This is a genomic window from Roseomonas aerilata DSM 19363, from assembly GCF_000711725.1.
Lineage (GTDB): Bacteria > Pseudomonadota > Alphaproteobacteria > Acetobacterales > Acetobacteraceae > Roseomonas > Roseomonas aerilata.
Genome location: NZ_JONP01000057.1, coordinates 1 through 18,080 on the forward strand (window position 1 = coordinate 1; position 18,080 = coordinate 18,080).

The 18,080-nt window shown below is 63.4% G+C and carries 10 protein-coding genes and 2 pseudogenes; 6 read left to right on the top strand and 6 right to left on the bottom strand.

From position 1 onward, the window contains the following. Window positions 1–239, bottom strand: a pseudogene (locus BO39_RS26515) (hypothetical protein); the annotation flags it as partial. A gap of 396 nt (window positions 240–635) precedes the next feature. On the opposite strand from BO39_RS26515, the gene BO39_RS35450 reads away from it, so the two are divergent. Further along, window positions 636–854, top strand: coding sequence for a type II toxin-antitoxin system ParD family antitoxin (locus BO39_RS35450; RefSeq protein WP_084698562.1), 219 nt, complete (start codon window positions 636–638; stop codon window positions 852–854). Then, entirely contained in the window at window positions 851–2,920 is a 2,070-nt protein-coding gene (locus BO39_RS26520) for an ATP-binding protein (protein WP_052402824.1), read from the top strand. Before BO39_RS35450 ends, BO39_RS26520 begins: the two co-directional genes overlap by 4 nt. A gap of 60 nt (window positions 2,921–2,980) precedes the next feature. Here the strand turns inward: BO39_RS26520 and BO39_RS26525 are convergent, their stop codons facing one another. The 4 genes from BO39_RS26525 to BO39_RS31805 all read right to left on the bottom strand — a co-directional run bounded on the left by BO39_RS26525 (window position 2,981) and on the right by BO39_RS31805 (window position 9,853). Then, window positions 2,981–6,337 (bottom strand): PAS domain S-box protein, encoded by a 3,357-nt coding sequence (locus BO39_RS26525; RefSeq protein WP_169742860.1) that lies wholly within the window; start codon window positions 6,335–6,337, stop codon window positions 2,981–2,983. A 187-nt stretch (window positions 6,338–6,524) separates the two neighbouring features. Next, window positions 6,525–6,665 (bottom strand): hypothetical protein, encoded by a 141-nt coding sequence (locus BO39_RS33160; RefSeq protein WP_156963958.1) that lies wholly within the window; start codon window positions 6,663–6,665, stop codon window positions 6,525–6,527. Window positions 6,666–6,910: 245 nt separating this feature from the next. Beyond that, complete coding sequence (locus BO39_RS30535) at window positions 6,911–7,744, bottom strand: sensor histidine kinase (protein WP_169742861.1); 834 nt, start codon at window positions 7,742–7,744, stop codon at window positions 6,911–6,913. Window positions 7,745–8,215: 471 nt separating this feature from the next. Then, window positions 8,216–9,853, bottom strand: a complete 1,638-nt coding sequence (locus BO39_RS31805; protein ID WP_169742862.1) for a sensor histidine kinase — start codon at window positions 9,851–9,853, stop codon at window positions 8,216–8,218. Window positions 9,854–10,370: 517 nt separating this feature from the next. On the opposite strand from BO39_RS31805, the gene BO39_RS26545 reads away from it, so the two are divergent. From BO39_RS26545 to BO39_RS26555, 3 genes are all read left to right on the top strand, one after another. Next, the gene (locus tag BO39_RS26545) at window positions 10,371–11,357 is read left to right on the top strand and encodes an SGNH/GDSL hydrolase family protein (RefSeq protein WP_043839460.1); all 987 of its coding nucleotides are present in this window, start codon (window positions 10,371–10,373) and stop codon (window positions 11,355–11,357) included. 429 nt (window positions 11,358–11,786) lie between these two features. Beyond that, entirely contained in the window at window positions 11,787–12,128 is a 342-nt protein-coding gene (locus BO39_RS26550) for a tyrosine-type recombinase/integrase (protein ID WP_043839462.1), read from the top strand. Window positions 12,129–12,326: 198 nt separating this feature from the next. Next, window positions 12,327–14,966 (top strand): histidine kinase dimerization/phosphoacceptor domain -containing protein, encoded by a 2,640-nt coding sequence (locus BO39_RS26555; protein ID WP_043839464.1) that lies wholly within the window; start codon window positions 12,327–12,329, stop codon window positions 14,964–14,966. Window positions 14,967–15,167: 201 nt separating this feature from the next. Here the strand turns inward: BO39_RS26555 and BO39_RS31810 are convergent, their stop codons facing one another. After that, window positions 15,168–17,468, bottom strand: coding sequence for an HWE histidine kinase domain-containing protein (locus BO39_RS31810; protein WP_084698567.1), 2,301 nt, complete (start codon window positions 17,466–17,468; stop codon window positions 15,168–15,170). A 338-nt stretch (window positions 17,469–17,806) separates the two neighbouring features. On the opposite strand from BO39_RS31810, the pseudogene BO39_RS26560 reads away from it, so the two are divergent. Next, a pseudogene (locus BO39_RS26560) lies at window positions 17,807–18,080 on the top strand (IS6 family transposase); the annotation flags it as partial.

Sequence of the window (18,080 nt, forward strand, 5' to 3'; positions counted from 1 at the left end):
CGTCGGTCGAGATCCTCGTAATCGAGAGTCCGATCCGGGTTCCGCCGGAAGAAGGCGTACCCGTCCTCCCAAGGCACGCCGCCGCGCAGGCAGAAAGCCGTCCGATCTGGTGCGATACCGTGCGCGAAGTCCATCAGCGAAGCCTCAGAGCCGCCGCTGCCATGCAACAGCACCAGGGGTGGGATACGGTACGACGCTGAGTTGATCTGCTTGAAGTAAAAGCCGGCCGCTTCAGCCATTCCTATCGACCGCATCCTTGGGTGCCGTCCCGTAGCGCGTGGTCTCCACGTCTGCAAAGGGGTCAAAACCCGCGCAGTGGAAGATCGTGGCAACCACCCTGCCCGCTCGGCTTAGGCACGAGGTTGGGTGATTATCGTGTGTGGGTGGTTGTTAACGAATGAGTTTGGGTCGGCGTCGCTGGGTTTTCGTGAGCGAGGCGGGACAAGGCAGGACAGCTCTCTGCCCTGCCGAGCCCGAAACACAGTCGCTCAACACGCGTAGCATCTTGGATGGAACGCCGAGTTCTGGACAGTGAGGAAGCGTCTGTAAGGGCTTACACCCAAATGTCCCCTTCTAGGTAACAGGGCAAAGTTGGCAACTTTTGACAGTGCCGTCGGTACGTGTGAAAAATAGGAATGTCTAATACACCGACCCGTAACGTTTCTCTTACAGTCGAATTAACCGCCTACATCCACGCGCAGGTCGCCTCAGGCCACTATTCGAACGCTAGTGAGGTCGTCCGAGCGGGTCTCCGCCTCCTGATCGAGCGTGATCGTGTGTTGACGGATTCGACACGACTAACCGATTCAGGTGGTCCAAGGACGAGACGCCAACTGAACCGGCGCGGCGCATGACAGATCCCGAACCAGTCCTGCGGCTCCCGCACGACCTCTACAAGGACGTCGTCGCAGTCGAGAGCATCGCGGCAATACCGACGATCCTCGACGTGGTTTGTCGCACCACTGGCATGGGCTTCGCGGCAGTGGCGCGGGTCACCGAGGACCGCTGGGTTGCCTGTGGCGTCAAAGATGACATCGCCTTTGGTCTCAAGCCCGGCGGCGAGTTGAAGGTCGAAACCACAATATGCCACGAGATCCGACAGGCGGGCTCGGCCGTCGTCATCAACCACGTCGCTGAGGACACTGCCTACTGCGGTCATCCTACCCCCGCCATGTACGGGTTTCAGAGCTATATCTCGATGCCGATCACGCTGCCGAACGGGATGTTCTTCGGCACGCTCTGCGCCATCGACCCCAAGCCAGCCAAGCTGAACACGCCCGCGATCATCGGAATGTTCAAGATGTTTGCCGACCTGATTGCCTTTCACCTCGATGCTAACCAACGCGTCGCATCGAGTGCTGCTGCTTTGCACCTCTACGAGAACATCGTTCAGTCCGACACAGCACCGGTTTGCGTCTTCGATCCGGAGTACCGCCTGATCGCTTTCAACAAAGCTCACAACGACGAGTTCTTCCGCGTCAATGGCTTCTATACGAAGCTTGGAGATGTCTTTCCAGACCTATTCGTTCCCGAGCAGGCCTTGGTGATGCGAGCCAACATGGGTAGGGCTCTCGCCGGTGAAACGTTCAAGATCGAAGCCGTCTTCGGTCGACCAGAGTTCGGCCAGCCTTGCTGGGAGATCACTTACACGCCGTTGCGCGACAAGACAGGAACGATCATCGGCGCCTTTCATCAGGCGCATGACATCAGTGCACGGCTAACGGCTGAGGCCGAGCTTCGGGACGCCCAGGATGTGCTGCGACAATCACAGAAGCTGGAGTTGATCGGGCAGCTCACTGGTGGCGTGGCTCACGACTTCAACAATCTCCTAACCGTTATCAAATCGTCAACTGACCTTCTGAAGAAGCCCGACCTTGCCGAGGATCGCCGCGCCCGCTACGTCACGGCGATCTCAGATACCGTGGACCGCGCTGCGAAGCTCACCAGTCAGCTTCTCGCGTTTGCACGGCGTCAATCGCTCAAACCTCAAGTGTTTGCGGCTTGCGACAGCGTTCGGTCAGTCTCTGACATGCTGGGCTCGCTCACCGGTGCCCGCATCCAAATCATGACCAGTTTACCCGAAGCGAAGTGCTACGTGAACGCCGACCCGAACCAATTCGATACGGCGTTGGTGAACATGGCAGTCAACGCCCGCGATGCGATGGATGGCGAGGGACAACTGACAATCTGCGTGGAGCCGGTCGACCATATGCCTGGCGTGCGTGCTAACTCTGGCGTTCAAGGGCCCTTTGTGGCGGTGTCGATCAGCGACACCGGGCGCGGCATTCCAAAGGAGTGGCTTGAGCGGATCTTTGAGCCGTTCTTCACCACCAAAGGCATTGGGCAAGGCACCGGTTTGGGCCTGAGCCAAGTCTTCGGCTTTGCCAAACAATCGAATGGCGAGGTGCTGGTTGAAAGTGAGATCGGTCGAGGGACGACGTTCACCCTTTACCTCCCTCGTGCAACCGGCAAAGTTCCGGCGGTGGACCGCAGCGAGCCAGAGCCGCTGATAAATGGTCACGGCACGAGTGTGCTATTGGTCGACGACAACGTCGAGGTCGGTGAATTCGCTACACAAGCCCTGGCTGAGCTTGGCTTTAGTACAGTATTAGCCGCCAACGCCGAGGCGGCCTTGGCTGAACTGGCCAAGGGTGCGGATTGCTTCGACGTGGTGTTCACGGATGTGGTGATGCCCGGCATGAACGGTGTCGATCTCGGTCGTGAAATCCAGCGACTTCATCACGATCTGCCGGTCGTACTGACCTCCGGCTACAGCCACTTCCTTGCGGAAAACGGTACCTCAGGCTTTGAACTGCTTCACAAGCCCTATTCGGTCGAGGAACTCTCGCGCACGCTGCGAAAAGCCGCAGACTGGCGGCAGCGCATAAGGAGCAAAATTGTACCGGGTTCTCCTCGCTAGAAGGGTGTTTGATTAACATCCTTCGTAAACGTGGGAAAGGCTGGAGCTTCCGGGCATCTTTTAACCCGAGATAAGATCTCGGATGCGGCTGGCGAGAGCCTCCATCGTAAACGGCTTGGTCAGCACGTGCATGCCGGGGTCGAGGTGGCCATGGCTGAGCACCGCGTTCTCGGCGTAGCCGGTGATGAACAGCACCTTCAGCCCCGGCCGGGCCACCCGCGCTGCATCTGCGACCTGCCGGCCGTTCATGCCGCCGGGAAGCCCGACATCGGTCACCAGGAGGTCGATCCGCACATCTGACTGAAGCACCTGGAGCCCGGATGCCCCATCCGCCGCCTCGATGGCAGCATAGCCGAGGTCCTCCAGCACCTCGGTTACCAGCATCCGCACTGTCGGCTCGTCATCGACGACCAGCACCGTCTCGCCCTGCTCCGCCCGCGGAGCATCTGCTAGGTCCGGGGCTGTTTCCACCTCCTCCTCCTGGCCAAGGTAGCGCGGCAGGTAGATGCACACCATCGTGCCCTGGCGCACCTCCGAGTAGATGCGCACCTGCCCGCCTGATTGGCGCGCAAAGCCATAGACCATGGAGAGGCCGAGCCCGGTTCCCTGCCCAATCGGCTTCGTCGTGAAGAACGGATCGAAGGCTTTGGCGATCACGTCGGACGGCATGCCGGTGCCGGTGTCGGACACGCAGAGAGAAATGTATTGACCCGGCGGCAAGTCGCGCTCGCGTGCCGCACGCTCGTCCATCCAGCGGTTCCCGGTCTCGATGGTGATCTTGCCCCCATCCGGCATGGCGTCGCGGGCGTTGATGCAGAGGTTCAGCAGAGCGTTCTCGAGCTGACCAGGATCCACCAAAGTGGACCAGAGCCCGGTGGCACTCACCAGCGGCTGTACCGTAATCTCGGGCCCCACCGTCCTCCGGATCAGCTCCTCCATGCCATCCACCAAGCGGTTGACGTCCGTAGGCTTAGGATCGAGCGTCTGACGGCGGGAGAAGGCCAGTAGGCGGTGCGTCAGCGCCGCAGCGCGCTTGGCCGCGCCCTGGGCGGCATTGACGTACCGATCCACATCCTTGATCCGCCCCTGGGCGATGCGGGTCTGCATGAGCTCTAGGCTACCGGTCACGCCGGTCAGGAGATTGTTAAAGTCGTGGGCGAGGCCGCCTGTGAGCTGACCGACCGCCTCCATCTTCTGGGACTGCCGCAGAGACTCTTGCGCCTTGGCGAACTCGGCCTCCCGCTCCTTCTCGGCCGTGATGTCGCGCCCCGTGGCGTAGGTCACCTCGCGCACCGGTGCCGCGACCCAGGAGATCCAGCGCGTGGAGCCATCCTTGTGGCGATAGCGGTTCTCAATCCGAGGTTGCCCACCCTGCGCCGCCAACTTGTAAGCATCGGTGGTTTCCCCGTGATCGTCGGGAACGACGAATTCGTTGACGTGGTGCCCGACGAGCTCCTCGGGGGTGTAGCCCAACAGTGTGGTCCAGGTCGGGTTCACCCGCAGGAACATGCCCTCGAAGTTGAGGATCAACAGGAGATCTGGTGAGGTTGCCCACATCAGGTCGCGCTCGGCGGTACGCTCCTCCACCCTGGCCTCGAGGGTCTCGTTTGCTAGCTGGAGCTGTCGCGCACTCTCCTCCAGACGCCGGGCGCTTTCACGGAGAGCTGCTTCGCTCCGGGCGCGTTCCACCGCGGTCCGGGTACGCTGGGCGGCCTCGCGAATGAGTGCCAAGTCCTCCGCGCTCCAGTGGCGGACATTGGCGTCGTTGATGAAGAACACCGCAACGAGTTCGCCCCGCTCCAGGATCGGCACGTTGACAAGGGAACGAGCGTCACGGGCAATGAACGCTTCCTTTGCCGCCCCAGTCTGCGCGTCCACGGCAACGTCGGGAATAGCCATGAACTCGCCACGCTTGAGCACGTCGATGACTTGGCCGAAGTCTCTTAGCCGCAGGCTCCCGGCGACGCTGGCAACGCCGGGTGCTGTCCAATCACGCTCCGTCAGCATCGTCTCGGCGATGAGATCGACCGTGGAGTAACCCACACGGCGGACCGATAGGACTTCGCCAATGACCTGGGCAGCGGCATAGGCTATGTCCCGGGCTTCGGTAAGATCATGGATGCGGTCCGACAGCCTTGCCAGAGCTGCCCGTCGCGCTTCAGCCCGGCGGCGACGCGTGTCGTCGCGGGCCACCTTAAGGAAGCTCGGGCTCTCACCGGCCCTGGACGGAAGCGGGTGCACGGACCCGCTCATATAAACCCGGCCACCGTCCTTGCACGCGTGCCAGCGCTCGTCCGGCGCAGTGCCTTCATGGGCGGCAACGGAGAGCTCGGACCAGTCCGCTCCCTCGGCCCGGTCCTCGTCCGTGAAGATGGTGCCGTAGGGCTGCCCGACGATTTCCTTCTCGGTCCAGCCAAAGATGGTCTCAGCCCCTGCGGACCAGCTGCTGATGATCCCCTCGGCGGTGATGGTCAGGATAGCGTGGTCTCTCGCGCCCTCAACGACGAGGCGAAGCCGTGCCTCACTCTCCCGTAAGGCGGCAAAGGCCATCGCGCGTGCCGTGACGTCGGTGCCCTCGACGAAGATCCCCGCGATCTTGCCATTCTGATCCCGGATGGGCTGAAGAACAAAGTCGAGCAGGCGCTCGTTGACCGGCCCTCCGGGCTCGGACCGGACGGCGTAGACCGCGGCGTCTGCCCGGTAAGCCTCTCCCTCATGGAAGACCATATCGAGGATCGTGAGATATCCTTGCTCGACCGCGTCTGGCAGGGCCTGCATCACCGTCCGGCCCAGCACCGGGCGGTCGCCCACCAGTGTCAGGTAAGCCGGATTGGCCATCTCGATCCGGTGCTCGGGTCCTCGGAGCAGGGCCATGAAGCTTGGTGCCTGGGCAAACATTTCGTTCAGGCGTTCGCTCTCGGCCTTCAGTACTAGGTTGTTCTCGAAAACGCTCTGCGCCCGCTCGAAGATGCCGCTCTGGTCGGGCGAGATGCCCAAGGTCGAGGCCAAGCCACTCCGTTCGATGGCGCCCTGAAGATGCTGCAGCGGGGTCACGTCGATCGGATGCTGAAGGACCGCCTCCACCTCACCATCATCACCGAGCACCGGGCTGTGAGTGATGCTCCAGTACCGCTTCATGAAGCCGCCCCCCTCTGCCTCAGGGCGGGGTACGTCGAAGCGAAGCAGCGCCATGGTGTCCGGCTGCTTGGTCCGGATGACGCGCTCAAAGGACGCGACGGACTGCCGAACCGTCTCCTCATCGGCGGGGAAGGCGTCCCAGGCCCAGCGCCCCACGATGTCCGCCAAGTCGCGTTTGACGTTGGCGAGGTAAGCCTGATTGGCTCCGACAATGTGGAGGCGCCGGTCGAGGATGAGGTAGGGGTTCGGTGAAGCATTGAAAACGCTGTGGAAGTTCACGAGACGCCGGCCGCCTCCCTGTTGTTGGCCAGCGCGGGCCAGTGTTGCTTTCACTTAGAGCAACGTCGGGCTGGTTGACCGGATGCTCAACGAAACTCGGCATTGCCTCAGCCATCTGGCCAATGCCACACCCGGTGGTCCTGGTTCTCCGCTGGGCTGCCTTGTCGTGTCTTCTACCGGGGTGGTGTCAGACTTCCTCATCAATGCGGTTCTGCTCAATCGCCTGAAGAGGCGTCAGCCCAGCGTCGAAGTACTTCCGCCACAGATCCGCATCCACATAGAAGGTCACGACAGCTTCGATCTCGGCGATCCAGGTTTGGAAGTTCATGTGTTTGCTCCTGGCGGTTGGCCAAGTGACTGCCGAAGCCGCCCTACTGGATCTATGGCAGCATGGCAGGCCTTCGAAGGGGCCGAACCCAGCTTTAGCAGCCTATCATGGCAAGCGCCCCTGCTTTGCCCATCAGGTACGATGTTGGAGGGTTATTGTGCCTTCGTGCTTGCAGACGTCGGCGAGAGCAGAACGGCGGTCCAGGCCCGGAAGGAGGCGGCCCTCACCATATGTGTACCTTCGTACTAGGGCTGGGTGCGGCGAAGGCGCTCGGGCTTGGCATCATGGTGGTGCCTGTCCGCCTCCGGGCTCCGTTCTGCACTAACAACAGGTGCTGGGCCGGCCTCGGGTAGCGGAAGCGGAAATCGCAGCTTGCTAACAGTGCCGCCCACGTCGCCACTGGCGACGTTCAAACGGCCGCCAAGCTGTGCCGCCAGCGCCCGTAAGATGCGGTTCCCTAGGCCGCCATTATCGTCACTCTGTTGTGGGCGACCAGAGGCGTAACCAACACCGTTGTCTGTGACCGTCAACTCATAAAGGTCTGCGTCCCGGCGGAAACACACGCGTATGATGCCCTCCCGCCCGCCAGGAAAGGCATGCTTCAGCGCGTTGGTGACCAACTCGTTTACCACGAGGCCTAAATCGCCTGCCCGCGCCAGCGGCAATGGGTGCGCCTCGACCGCGGACGTGAGCACAATGGATCGCAGTCCCACGAGACTGGACTGTACATCTGCCAAGAGCCCCTCAAGGAAGAGGCGACTGTCGACGACTGCTTGGGGATCTGCGCCGCTCGACAGACGTCCGTGCAAGCGCCCCAGGACAAGCACCCGATTTGCAGCAGCATTGAGCGCATCGGCCGCTTCGGGCTCAGTGCTAGCCTGCATCTGCAACATGCTAACGAGGGAGTTCAGGTCATTGCTCACCCGATGAGCCTGCTCAACCAGCAGAAGCTCCGTCCGTCGCGCATCCTCCCTTGAGCGGCTCTCCGCCTGCACTGAGCGCACGATAGCGCCCTGCAAAGCAGCAATGAGCGCGACGATGAGCTTGGCGACCGCAAACCACAAAAAGGCGTCAAACACCGCCGCCAGGCTCAGGGACCAGTTGCCCCCAGTCTCACGTTCCACCGCTCTCAAGAGCATGAGACCAAAGGCTAGCGTTGCCCCGGCTAGGCCAGCCGCAAGCCCGAGCAACAGGGCTGTGAAGACGATGCTGATCAGAAGGAGTAGTTGGAGGTGTGCCGAGGAGAGCGCGGTTGGCATCAGGACCGCAACGGCGGCAACGCCAGCTGGCAAAGCTCCTGCTCCAAACCAGCGTATAAACCAAGGTAGCGAGCGAAGGCGCTCCAACAATAGAATAGGTCCCTGAGGCATCCCGGGCTCCAGCGCCGACGCATTCTCTGTGAGAAGCGTATGTGAGAGAGCCCGTTCCGGCCCTAGAACCGCCAGCAACAGTAACGTTCGCATCGGGATGCGGGTTCCGCGAAGCGGACGTTCCACATTCCCGCGAGGATGTATGTATTGCTTCAATAAACTGGTTGGAATGTGGAACAGTTAGTGCGGAGACACACGCTCTTCATTGAGGGGTAATCGCATCAGACAGTGCAGACCGCTTGCGGGGAATTCGAGACCGACCGAACCGCCAAGCTGCCTGGCAAGGCCACGCTCGAGCAGGCGTAAGCCAAAGCCATGTCGCTCCGCTGGCGGCGGCCCAGTGATGGGCGGACCACCCGCTTCAGCCCAGAGAAGGTCAACGGCGGTCCGGTCCTGCGAAATACTCCACGTCACGGTGACCTGTCCGTCGGGCGCGGACAAGGCGCCGTACTTGGTAGCATTAGTGGCCAACTCGTGGATGGCCATGGCGAGTGTCACCGCCGCCTCGGGTGCAACGCGCACTGATGGACCGGCAATTTCAATCCGGGCTGGCTCGTCTCGTTGTGCTGCGTCGTTCTGAGCGCCCCTGGTGAAAGGCTCGACAGCGCTGGTGAGGATATCGCTCAGCGTTGCCCCTTCCCAATCCTCGCGGGTCAGCAAGTCATGGGCGCGTGCCAATGCGAGTAGGCGGGACTGGAAGGCAACATGAAATTGGCGCTGTTCGGGAGAGTTCGGCACGCGCTTATCGGTCGCGCGCCGGGTTTGCTCGGCAAGCGCCTGCACCACCGCGAGCGCATTCTTGACGCGGTGGTTGAGCTCGCCCACCAACAGCGCTCGCCGTTCCTCAGCCGCACGACGTTGCGTCACATCGGTGGTGACGCATACCAAGCGGACCGGTCTGCGCGTCGGACCTGCCCCCCAAAAATAGGCCTGTCCATGCGACTGGAGCCAACGCGCTCCCGGTTTTTCATGTCCTGGAGGCCCACGATGTTCGAGCGAGTAGCGGCCATCGCCGTCAGGATCGAGGGCTGATGCGATAGCGGCGCGCACGCGATCCCGATCATCTTGGTGCACGAAGCTGACAACTGCATCGTCGAACGGCAGGCTTTCTGGCAAGCCGAGGAGGGTGCGCGCGGCCGCGTCCCAGGTCGACAAGCCTGTGGCCGGGTCAAGTTCCCAGGCACAGGCACCAGCGATCTCGAAAGCCAGCCGTGATCGCTCCTCGCTGGCCTGCAGTGCCGCTGTCGCGCCATGACGTGCTGTGACGTCGATGAGGGTTGCGAGAGCGCCCTCGACTTCTCCGCTCGCACCGCATACCGGAACAGCGGCGACGCGGAGTACCAGACCTTGTCCGATGTTGTGTGGGCTCGCGACCAGTATCTCGAGCTCCTCAACGATTTCACCTCGGAGCGCCCGCGTTATTGGCCGGTCTGCTGACGCTACATCTCGGCCATCAGGCCAGGCCAAGTGCCAATCGATCGCATCGTAGCGGCTGCCTTCAACGGACAGCCCAGTCAGTCCAAGGAGGTTGGAAGCTATCTTATTGGCATAGACGAACGTACCGACAGCATCGGTCTCAAGGATGGCGATAGGCGCCGCGCCGAGCAGACGCACGAGCTGCCCTTTGCTCGCCCGAAGCATCCGGCCCTCTTCTGCGAGCCCGGCGTTGGCTTGGCGTAGCATCGTATTCTCGGCTTGTGACGAAGTCAGGCTCACGCGGGCTTCGGAAGCTATCGAGGCCGAGACATGCATCAGCGTATCGCCGTGAGCTCGTGCGTCACTCAGCGCCGCACGCGCAGAGGACAACTCTTGTTCCAACGCACTAATCTTGGCTTCAAGTTCACGCAGGCGAGCTCTGGAAGCAAAGTCCGCTGCAGCCCGGCCACCATGGAGTTGCCGCGGATCCGACATCCTAATGCTCGCCAGTGATCACACTGACATCTGGTTTCCAGCCTGCACCGCGAGACGGATCGATCGGCACATTCCGGCTCCCCATAACCCACCTTGTTCAGACGCGCTCAGCAACCGGTAGTTGAGCAAGATCATAACTCGGCAAAAGGCGATTGGCTGCATGCTCGTGAGATGCCGCTGCATGGCTCGGTGGCTCGGAGTATGTCCGGCTCGCGTGACCTCGGACCCGCCGCTAGCCGACCGCGCCTCCAAGCTGGTCGGCGCAAAACACTCCGTCAAACCGCTTTACACTTCACGTAATTGATTTCTCGTAACAACCGACAAGCTACTGATCGGGCGGATGGTTCCGGGCTGGCGCAAAGCTTGCCTCCCTTCGCAGGCAAGCTCGCACTTCGACGGGCTGCCAGCTGAGGGAGGACCGCCGATGCGTTACGCTCAAACACTGAAAGCCACTGCGCTTGTCTCAATCCTTGCCACCGGACCGGTCGCGGCCGCGACCTACGACAAGGTCTACGTCTTCGGTGCCAGCGAGTCGGACAGCGGGAACATCTACGCCCTGACAGGCGGCACGACGCCGCCGAGCCCACCCTATGCCCAGCGCTACTCCAACGGGCCTGTCGCGGTGGAGTACATGGCGCAGACGCTCGGTATCCCGCTCACCTACTCGGAGAACCCGGCCGCGGGGAACCAGAGCCTCAACTTCGCGATCGGCGGCTCGCTTACCGACACACGGAACAACGTTGTCGCACTCGGCAACGGCTATGGCATCCAGAACCAGGTAAACGACTTCCAGACCCGGGTGGCCAGCGGCGCCGTCACCTTCAACCCTGCCACCACGCTGTTCCTGATCATCGGGGGCGGAAACGACATCCTCCGCATCGGCTTCTTTGGTAGCAACCCGGTCACCGTTGTGCCGAACGCCGTCAGCAGCATCAGCTCTGAGGTTCAGACACTCGTCGGTCTCGGCGCCAACCACGTCGCAGTCTCCACCATCAACAACATCGGCTCCCTGCCGGTCGCGCGGCCCGCACGGGCAGCCCAATACGGCCAATTGACGCAAGACCTGAACACCGCCTACCGGTCACTCGCGTCATCACTCGCCGGATCGCTCTCGGCCGACATCTTCGCCTTTGAGCGCGGCGCCATTCTCGACAACATCATCGCCAACTTCCGAAGCTTCGGCTTTACCAACGCGACCGACACCTGCGTCACCAACGGCGTTGTCTGCGCCAATCCGGACCAGTACGTGTTTTGGGATAGTGTGCACGTCACCACCGCCGTGCACCGGCTCGTCGGCGAGCAGCTGGCGAGCCTCGTCGCCCCGACCCCTGTGCCGGAACCGATGTCCCTTGCGCTGTTCGGCACCGGGCTGCTCGGACTGGGTATCCTTCGTCGTCGGCGGGCGCGCTGATGTGCTGGGCTGGTGGGGTGAAATGCACCAGCCCAGCGCGGTGCCACTCTTCTGACCTGCGGGGAGTGGCTGACCAGCCACTCCCTCAGACCTAACGGTGTGGCGGGGCGGGCCGCTTTCAGGCGGCGCGCACATCCGCAAGGAAGCGGTCTACATGGCTCGCCGTAGCCGCTCGGCAAGCTGGCGTGAAAGGCAGCGGTGCGGCTACTGACAGTGCGTAATCCGCCATTCCTCCTCCGCCAGGATCTGCTTCCCCGAACAGAGTTGGGAAAGTCTGCAATGGGGCAGTTCGATGGTCGCCGAGCATTGTGACAGGTACCTCTACCCTGCTGACTGGGCACGATAAGAAGGGGGTTGTCGTGCCTACGGCGCTGAAAGAGCACGATTTTGAGCGCTTTCCGGACGGAAAGGCGCGCACCAAGGTGGTGCATGCCCGACGACACGCCCCCTCCCCTGCCGCGGCCGCTCTTTGTCGGGATGAGCAAAGCCGGGCGGCTCACGGGCCAGGGCCTGTCGGACAAGGCGGTGTGGCGGCTGGTGAAGGGCGCAGCCGAGGCGGCCGGATTCGAGGGCTGGGAGCACTTCTCGGGGCACTCACTGCGAGCGGGGCTCGCCACGGCGGCCGGTGAGGCCGGCGCCGACCTCGCCCAGGTCATGCGCCAGACCCGCCACCGCTCCGCCGACGTGGCACTCGGCTACCTCAGACCCGCTGATCCGTGGCGCACCAACCCCACTCAGGGGATCTGGGGCGCGCCGGGAAAGCAAGGCTGATCGAACGGGGCCGCGCCGAGCGAAAGCGGCGAATGCGCCAGCACCGGATCTCCCAGCATGCAGCGGCTGCAACGAGCGCGAGTGCAGTAGTCAGGTCTGACCGGAAACGGATATATTCCTGATGTTGCTTAAACCCTGCGAGGACCTCTGCATGAGGATGGTTCGCCCGAACTCGGCTTCTGGGGCACCCCCGAGGGCATGACTGAGACTAACAAGCGGGCGAACGGCGGTGACGCCGACCTCGACGACCTCTCGACTGAGCAATTGGACGCGCTCCCCTACGGCGCCATCGGGGTAGACGGCGAGGGACGGGTGACCTTCTACAACGCCACGGAGAGCCGCCTCTCAGGCCGCGCGCCGGCCCGGGTGATCGGGCGCGACTTCTTCCGGGACGTCGCACCCTGCACGCACCTTCCCTCCTTCCACGGTCGGTTCCTCGATGGCGTCCGCCGTGGCCACCTTTCGACCGAGTTCACTTTCGTCTTCGGCTTCGACCCGCCCCTCCGCGTCCGGGTGGCCATGCGGAGTGCCCGCGTGCCGGGCCGTTACTGGATCACTGTTCATCCGATCGGCGCCCTCGCCTCGAGTGCCCAGCGCCTCGTCTCCCGGGCGGCTGAGGAGGTCGTGGACCGGCGCAGCCGTGCCGAGCCCATCGGTCCCGACGTGTGCGAGCGCGAGCCGATCCATCGGCCCGGCGCCGTGCAGCCGCACGCGGTGTTGCTCGCGTTCCACCCGGTCGCCCTCACCGTTGATGCCTGCAGCGACAACGTCGCCGACACGTTCGGGCGCGGGCCGGACGGGCTGCCCGGGGAGCCGCTCGAGCGGCTGCTGCCCGCGCAGGCTGCCACCGCGCTTCGCACTGCCCTGGCTGATGGTACCCTCGCCGACCCGGCGCGTCCGCTGCGGCGCGATATCCGGCTCGGAGCGGAGGGGCGGCCCTTCGCCATGGCAGCGCACCTGCACGACGAACGTCTCATCGTCGAGCTCGAACCCCTGCCCGACCGACCAGAGGATTTCGGAGCTGCCTCACCCTTTCAGGTGACAGACGCCGTGCGCGAACTCCGCGCCGCCCCGACCCTTGCCCGTGCAGCGGCCGTCTGTGCCGAGGAGATACGCGCGATGACCGGCTTCGAGCGCGTCCTCGTCTATCGCTTCGACGCCGACTGGAACGGGGAGGCGATTGCGGAGAGCCGGGTCGAGAGCTGGGACGACACCCTGCTCGGCCTTCGTTTCCCCGCCTCCGACATCCCCGCCCAGGCGCGTGCCCTTTACACCCGCGCACCGGCCCGCTGGGTCGTGGACCGTGATGCGGTGCCCGCGGCCGTGCTCTCCGGGCCACCGGCCAGGAACACGGCGGTCGATCTCACCTACGCCGCCTCGCGCGCTCTCTCGCCCGTGCACCTCGAGTACCAGCGCAACCTCGGCGTGAACGGCTCCATGTCCGCCTCCATCCTGGTCGAGGGTGCGCTCTGGGGCCTCGTGATCGGCCATCACCGGCGTTCGCACTATGTCACGCCGGAAACGCGTGCCCTCGCCAGCCTCGTCGCGGAGGCTTTCGCGCTCCGCCTCCACGAACTCGCGAGTTTAGAGGCCATGCGCGAGCAAGGAGCGGCTCTCGCAACCCAGAACCTGCTCCTGGAGCGGCTCGCCGGCGCTGACGACTTCGTTGCGGCACTCACCTCCTACGAGGGAGAGGCGGCCTCGCTCCTCGACCTCTTCGGCGCGTCCGGCGCGGCGGTGGTGAGTAAGGAACGGATTGCCCGCGTTGGTATCACGCCGCCCGATGAGGGATTGGCAGAACTCGCTTCCTGGCTGCGGGCCACCTTGCCTCCGGATCAGCGCGTCTTCGCGACAGACGACCTATCCGCGCATCATGGCCCGGCCGCGGCTTGGCGGGAGAGCGCCTCAGGAGTGCTCGCTGCCTTCGTGGACGAGGCGCAACAGCACCTCCTCGTCTGGCTGCGCCCTGAAGTCACGGCGACAGTGGTCTGGGGCGGGGATCCCCGCAAATCGGTCCTCGCGGACCCCTCGACCCGCGTTGTCCTCCCCCGCCGCTCCTTCGAGCGCTGGGTGGAGGAGCGCCGTGGGCGCGCGGAGCCCTGGGCACCCTGGCAGCTCGGTGCAGCGCGCGCGCTCGCCGCATCGATCGAGGGTGTCGTGCTCCGGCAAGGGCGCAAGATCGCGGAACTCTCCGCGAAAGGGGAGGAACTCTCCCGCGCCCTGGAGGCCAAGGACATCCTCGCGCGCGAGATCGACCACCGGGTGAAGAACTCGCTCCAGATCGTGGCCGGCGTGATGCTGATGCAGGCCCGCGGCGTCTCGGACCCAGTCGCCCGCGCCGCGTTTGAAGACACCTACGCGCGCGTGATGAGCGTCGCGCGGGTGCACGACACGCTCCACCAGGCCGAGGACATCGAGAACGTCGACCTCGGTGCCACCCTGCACCGCCTCTGCGGCGACCTCGCGTTGGGGATGACCGGCGCGGAACGAAGGCTGGCAGTGGCAACGGAGCCGGGGCTGATGGTACCGAGCCGGGTTGCGGTCGCGCTCTCCCTCATCGCGACGGAGCTCGTGACGAACGCGCTGAAGTACGCCTACCGGCCCGGGGAGGAGGGACCTGTCGAGGTGAGCATCCGGGGGCGCAACGGCGGCGGCGTCGAACTGCGCGTCTGCGACTCGGGCCGGGGGCTTTCCCCTGGTTGGGAGCGCAAGCCCGACCCTGATGCGTCAGGCGGGCTCGGCATGCGGGTCATACGGGCGATGCTCGGCCGCATCGGCGCGGAAATGGCCGTGGAAAGCAACCGGAACCCTGGCGCGTGCTTCACGGTGCGGGCGTGACCATGATGAAGCAATCCAAAAAAGCTGAGCATCTGCCCACTAGCCGCCTTCGAGGCTCGGCTAGGATTTTGGTAAGGAGAGTTGGACACCACGGGCGAGAACTCGGGTGGGTAGGGGATCGCTCTTCCTCAATCAGAGCAAGGCTGAGCGCCTCAGCAACATCGGCTAATCCAACAAGGCGGTGTGATGGCTTTGGCCAAGTCAGCGCGCCAAACGGCTTGCTGGTAGCTCCAACACTACGAGGAGCCCTTCAACGTTAGTCCAATCAAACCTGATCGTGCCGCCCAGTTGCGACTTTGCACTCTGGTGTATCAGTGTCGTTCCAAAGCCTCGCCGCTCAGGTTCGCCGGTGACCGCCGGCCCGCCGGCCTCCTTCCAGAGGAGGCATACTTTGCCCTCTGGTGCAGCAGACCAGGACACCTCGAGCATACCGGTAGGCGAGGAGAGCGCTCCATGCCGCGCGGCGTTGGTCGAAAGCTCGTGCAGTACAAGTGCGAGGGCAGACGCGCTAACCGGGCCTACTTCCACGTGAGCGCCACCATGCCGAACCCGACGCAAATGCAAATGGCTGTCCCCACCCTCAGAGATGCTAAAAGGCGAAATTACAGCTTCGGTAAGGGCACTCAGAGTGCTTGAACGGAGACCGCGTGTGCGCCCATCCCCGCTCGCGTCTCGAACCAGGTCGTGAGCCGAAGCGAGCGCGCTTACCCGGCCGCGCAGGACTCTTGCCATGGCCGCCGAGTCTTGCGCCGTGCGCGCGGTAAACTGAACAAGCCCATCGAAGATCGCGAACTGGTTCTTCACCCGGTGGTCCAGCTCGCGCACGAGAAGCTGCAGTGCCTGCTCCCCTTGCTTCCGGCCTGTGACATCCTCGACCACACCAGAGTACCGTGGCGCTGCTCCTGCGATCGGAGCGCGAAGCGGTACACCACGGATCTCGATCCAGCGTTCCTCTCCATCGTCTGAGCGCGTGATCCGGCACTCAGAACGCCACTCCAACCCGGCCGCAATTGCGTTCTGAACCGTCAACGCTACGGTCGTCCGATCCTCAGGCACGACCTGGTCTACGAAGGTGTCGAAGTTCCATTTCGTGAGAGGCTCGGAATGGCCAAAGATTGCGCCGTGGCGGGGCGAGCTCAGGCCGGTTCCCGAAGCAAGATCAAGTTCCCACGTGCCGATACCTGCGCCCTCCGTTGCGTGTCTGAGGCGCGCCTCCCCGTCGCGTAGCGCCGCCTCGCGCCAGCGAACTCCCGCGACGAGGGCCGCCAGCGCAGACGACAACAAGACAATTTCACGGGGGCCGCGTCCGACGGGTACCTCTGTCGCTTCAGGATCTCCCTTCAGTCGGTCCGCAGTCTCACATAGATCTGCCAGAGGACGCGCGATCACGCCTGCCAACAGCCATCCCAGAGCTGCGGCTATAGCGGCGGCCGCAATGCCCCATGCGGATACCTCCCAAACAAGCTTACGTGCGGGGGCAAAGGCTGCCTCCGCATCACGCCGTACGAGGACAGTCCAGCCGAGCCCAGGGTAGGTGCGGTGACCATGGGTAGCGGCATAGCCGACGAGGTAGGTGCGGTTCGCCGGCGCATCGCTTGTTTGCCCGATCTCCACCTTGCTGCCTGTGCGGCCAGCGGCAAGTTCATGAGCCAGGTTGGGTGCGAGTTTCGCTAAGGATGCTGTACGCAGCGCGCTGGGGCCGAGCAGGACTTGCCCGTCGCGCGACAACACAAGCGCCTCTGCGCCAGGGTGGCGCGCGAGCAAGGGGGCCATGACATCGCGCTCAATGCCCTCGGCCCACTCCCAGAACAGGTGAGCTCCGACCACGCCCACGAGGGTGCCGTCCGCCGCGCGCACCGGCGCCGATAGGTCGACAAAGCGGGGCGGGTTCTCCGGTGCACGTCCCAGGAGGGGTGCCATCAGCAGTGCTTCATGCACATCAGCGACGAAGGGTCGCTCTAACCCTTCCCGGAAGTACTCCCGTTTGGAAACGTCCGCACCCATCAGGATACCTGAACTGGTTGCCTGAACCCGTCCGTCAGGATTGATGAAGAACAGGATCGCGTAGTCGGGGTAAGTGTCCTGCAGGCGTCTTAACATGGCCTGCCGCGCTGCAGGCGTCGCTTCCCGGTCTGTCATGGCGTCCAGAGAGGCGGCCACCTGGACGTCGCGCAAGCGTTCAAACAAGCCGCGGTCGAGCAAATCCGCCACACGCTCTGCCGCAGCGGCGAACTCAGCTCCGATATCTGCTCGGATGCGTCGGTCAGCTATCCTTCCAACAGCCAGCGACGAAGCAAGGGTTGCGATCAGACCAAGGGCCCCGAAGGAGGCGGCAAGCACCGTTCTAAGGCTAGGCTGAGTGTGCCGATTTCTATCGGGGACCTGCGGCTGCACCTGGGGCTGGAAGGTGAAATCATCCTGCCGTGGCAAGCTGCCGCCGACCTGTTCCCAGGCCGACGCAGATATGCTCATCGCACCGCGAGTGGCATCGGTTCCATCCATACAGATGGATCATACCTTCAGTTGAAAAACATTAACAAGACACAACCAGCACGCCGATTGTGTATTCAACAAATTATTAGCATTTCAACACATTGTCGATCTCGACACATCTTGGGTGGTGAACTCTAGGCCTTGATGAGGACGATATTGCGAGCCTTCGTCGCTGGTTGCGGATCAGCCGGCCCGCATGGCCTGGAAAGGTTGCTCGGTCATGGTGCTTGCCTGATCAAGCATCACCTCCTCAGCGGCTGAGGCGGCTTCGGCCATGATAATGTGCATCGGCATTGTCACGTTGTCCAGGTCTGGCTGAAACGAGATGGTCAGGTGAAGCTGGCGGAATGCCGTCCGAGCCCACCACCTACCCCGGCTACCGCTTTCCGGCCGAGGTCATCCGGCATGCGGTCTGGCTCTATCACCTCTTCAGCCTGAGCTTTCGAGATGTCGAACTGCTTCTCGCTGAGCGAGGCGTAATGGTCAGCTACGAGAGCATCCGCCGGTGGTGCCTCCGCTTCGGCACGGATTTCGCCGCCAGGCTGCGCAAGCGTCGCCCGAAGCCGGGTGACACTTGGCACATGGATGAAGTGTACCTGAAGATCAACGGCGAACTCTTCT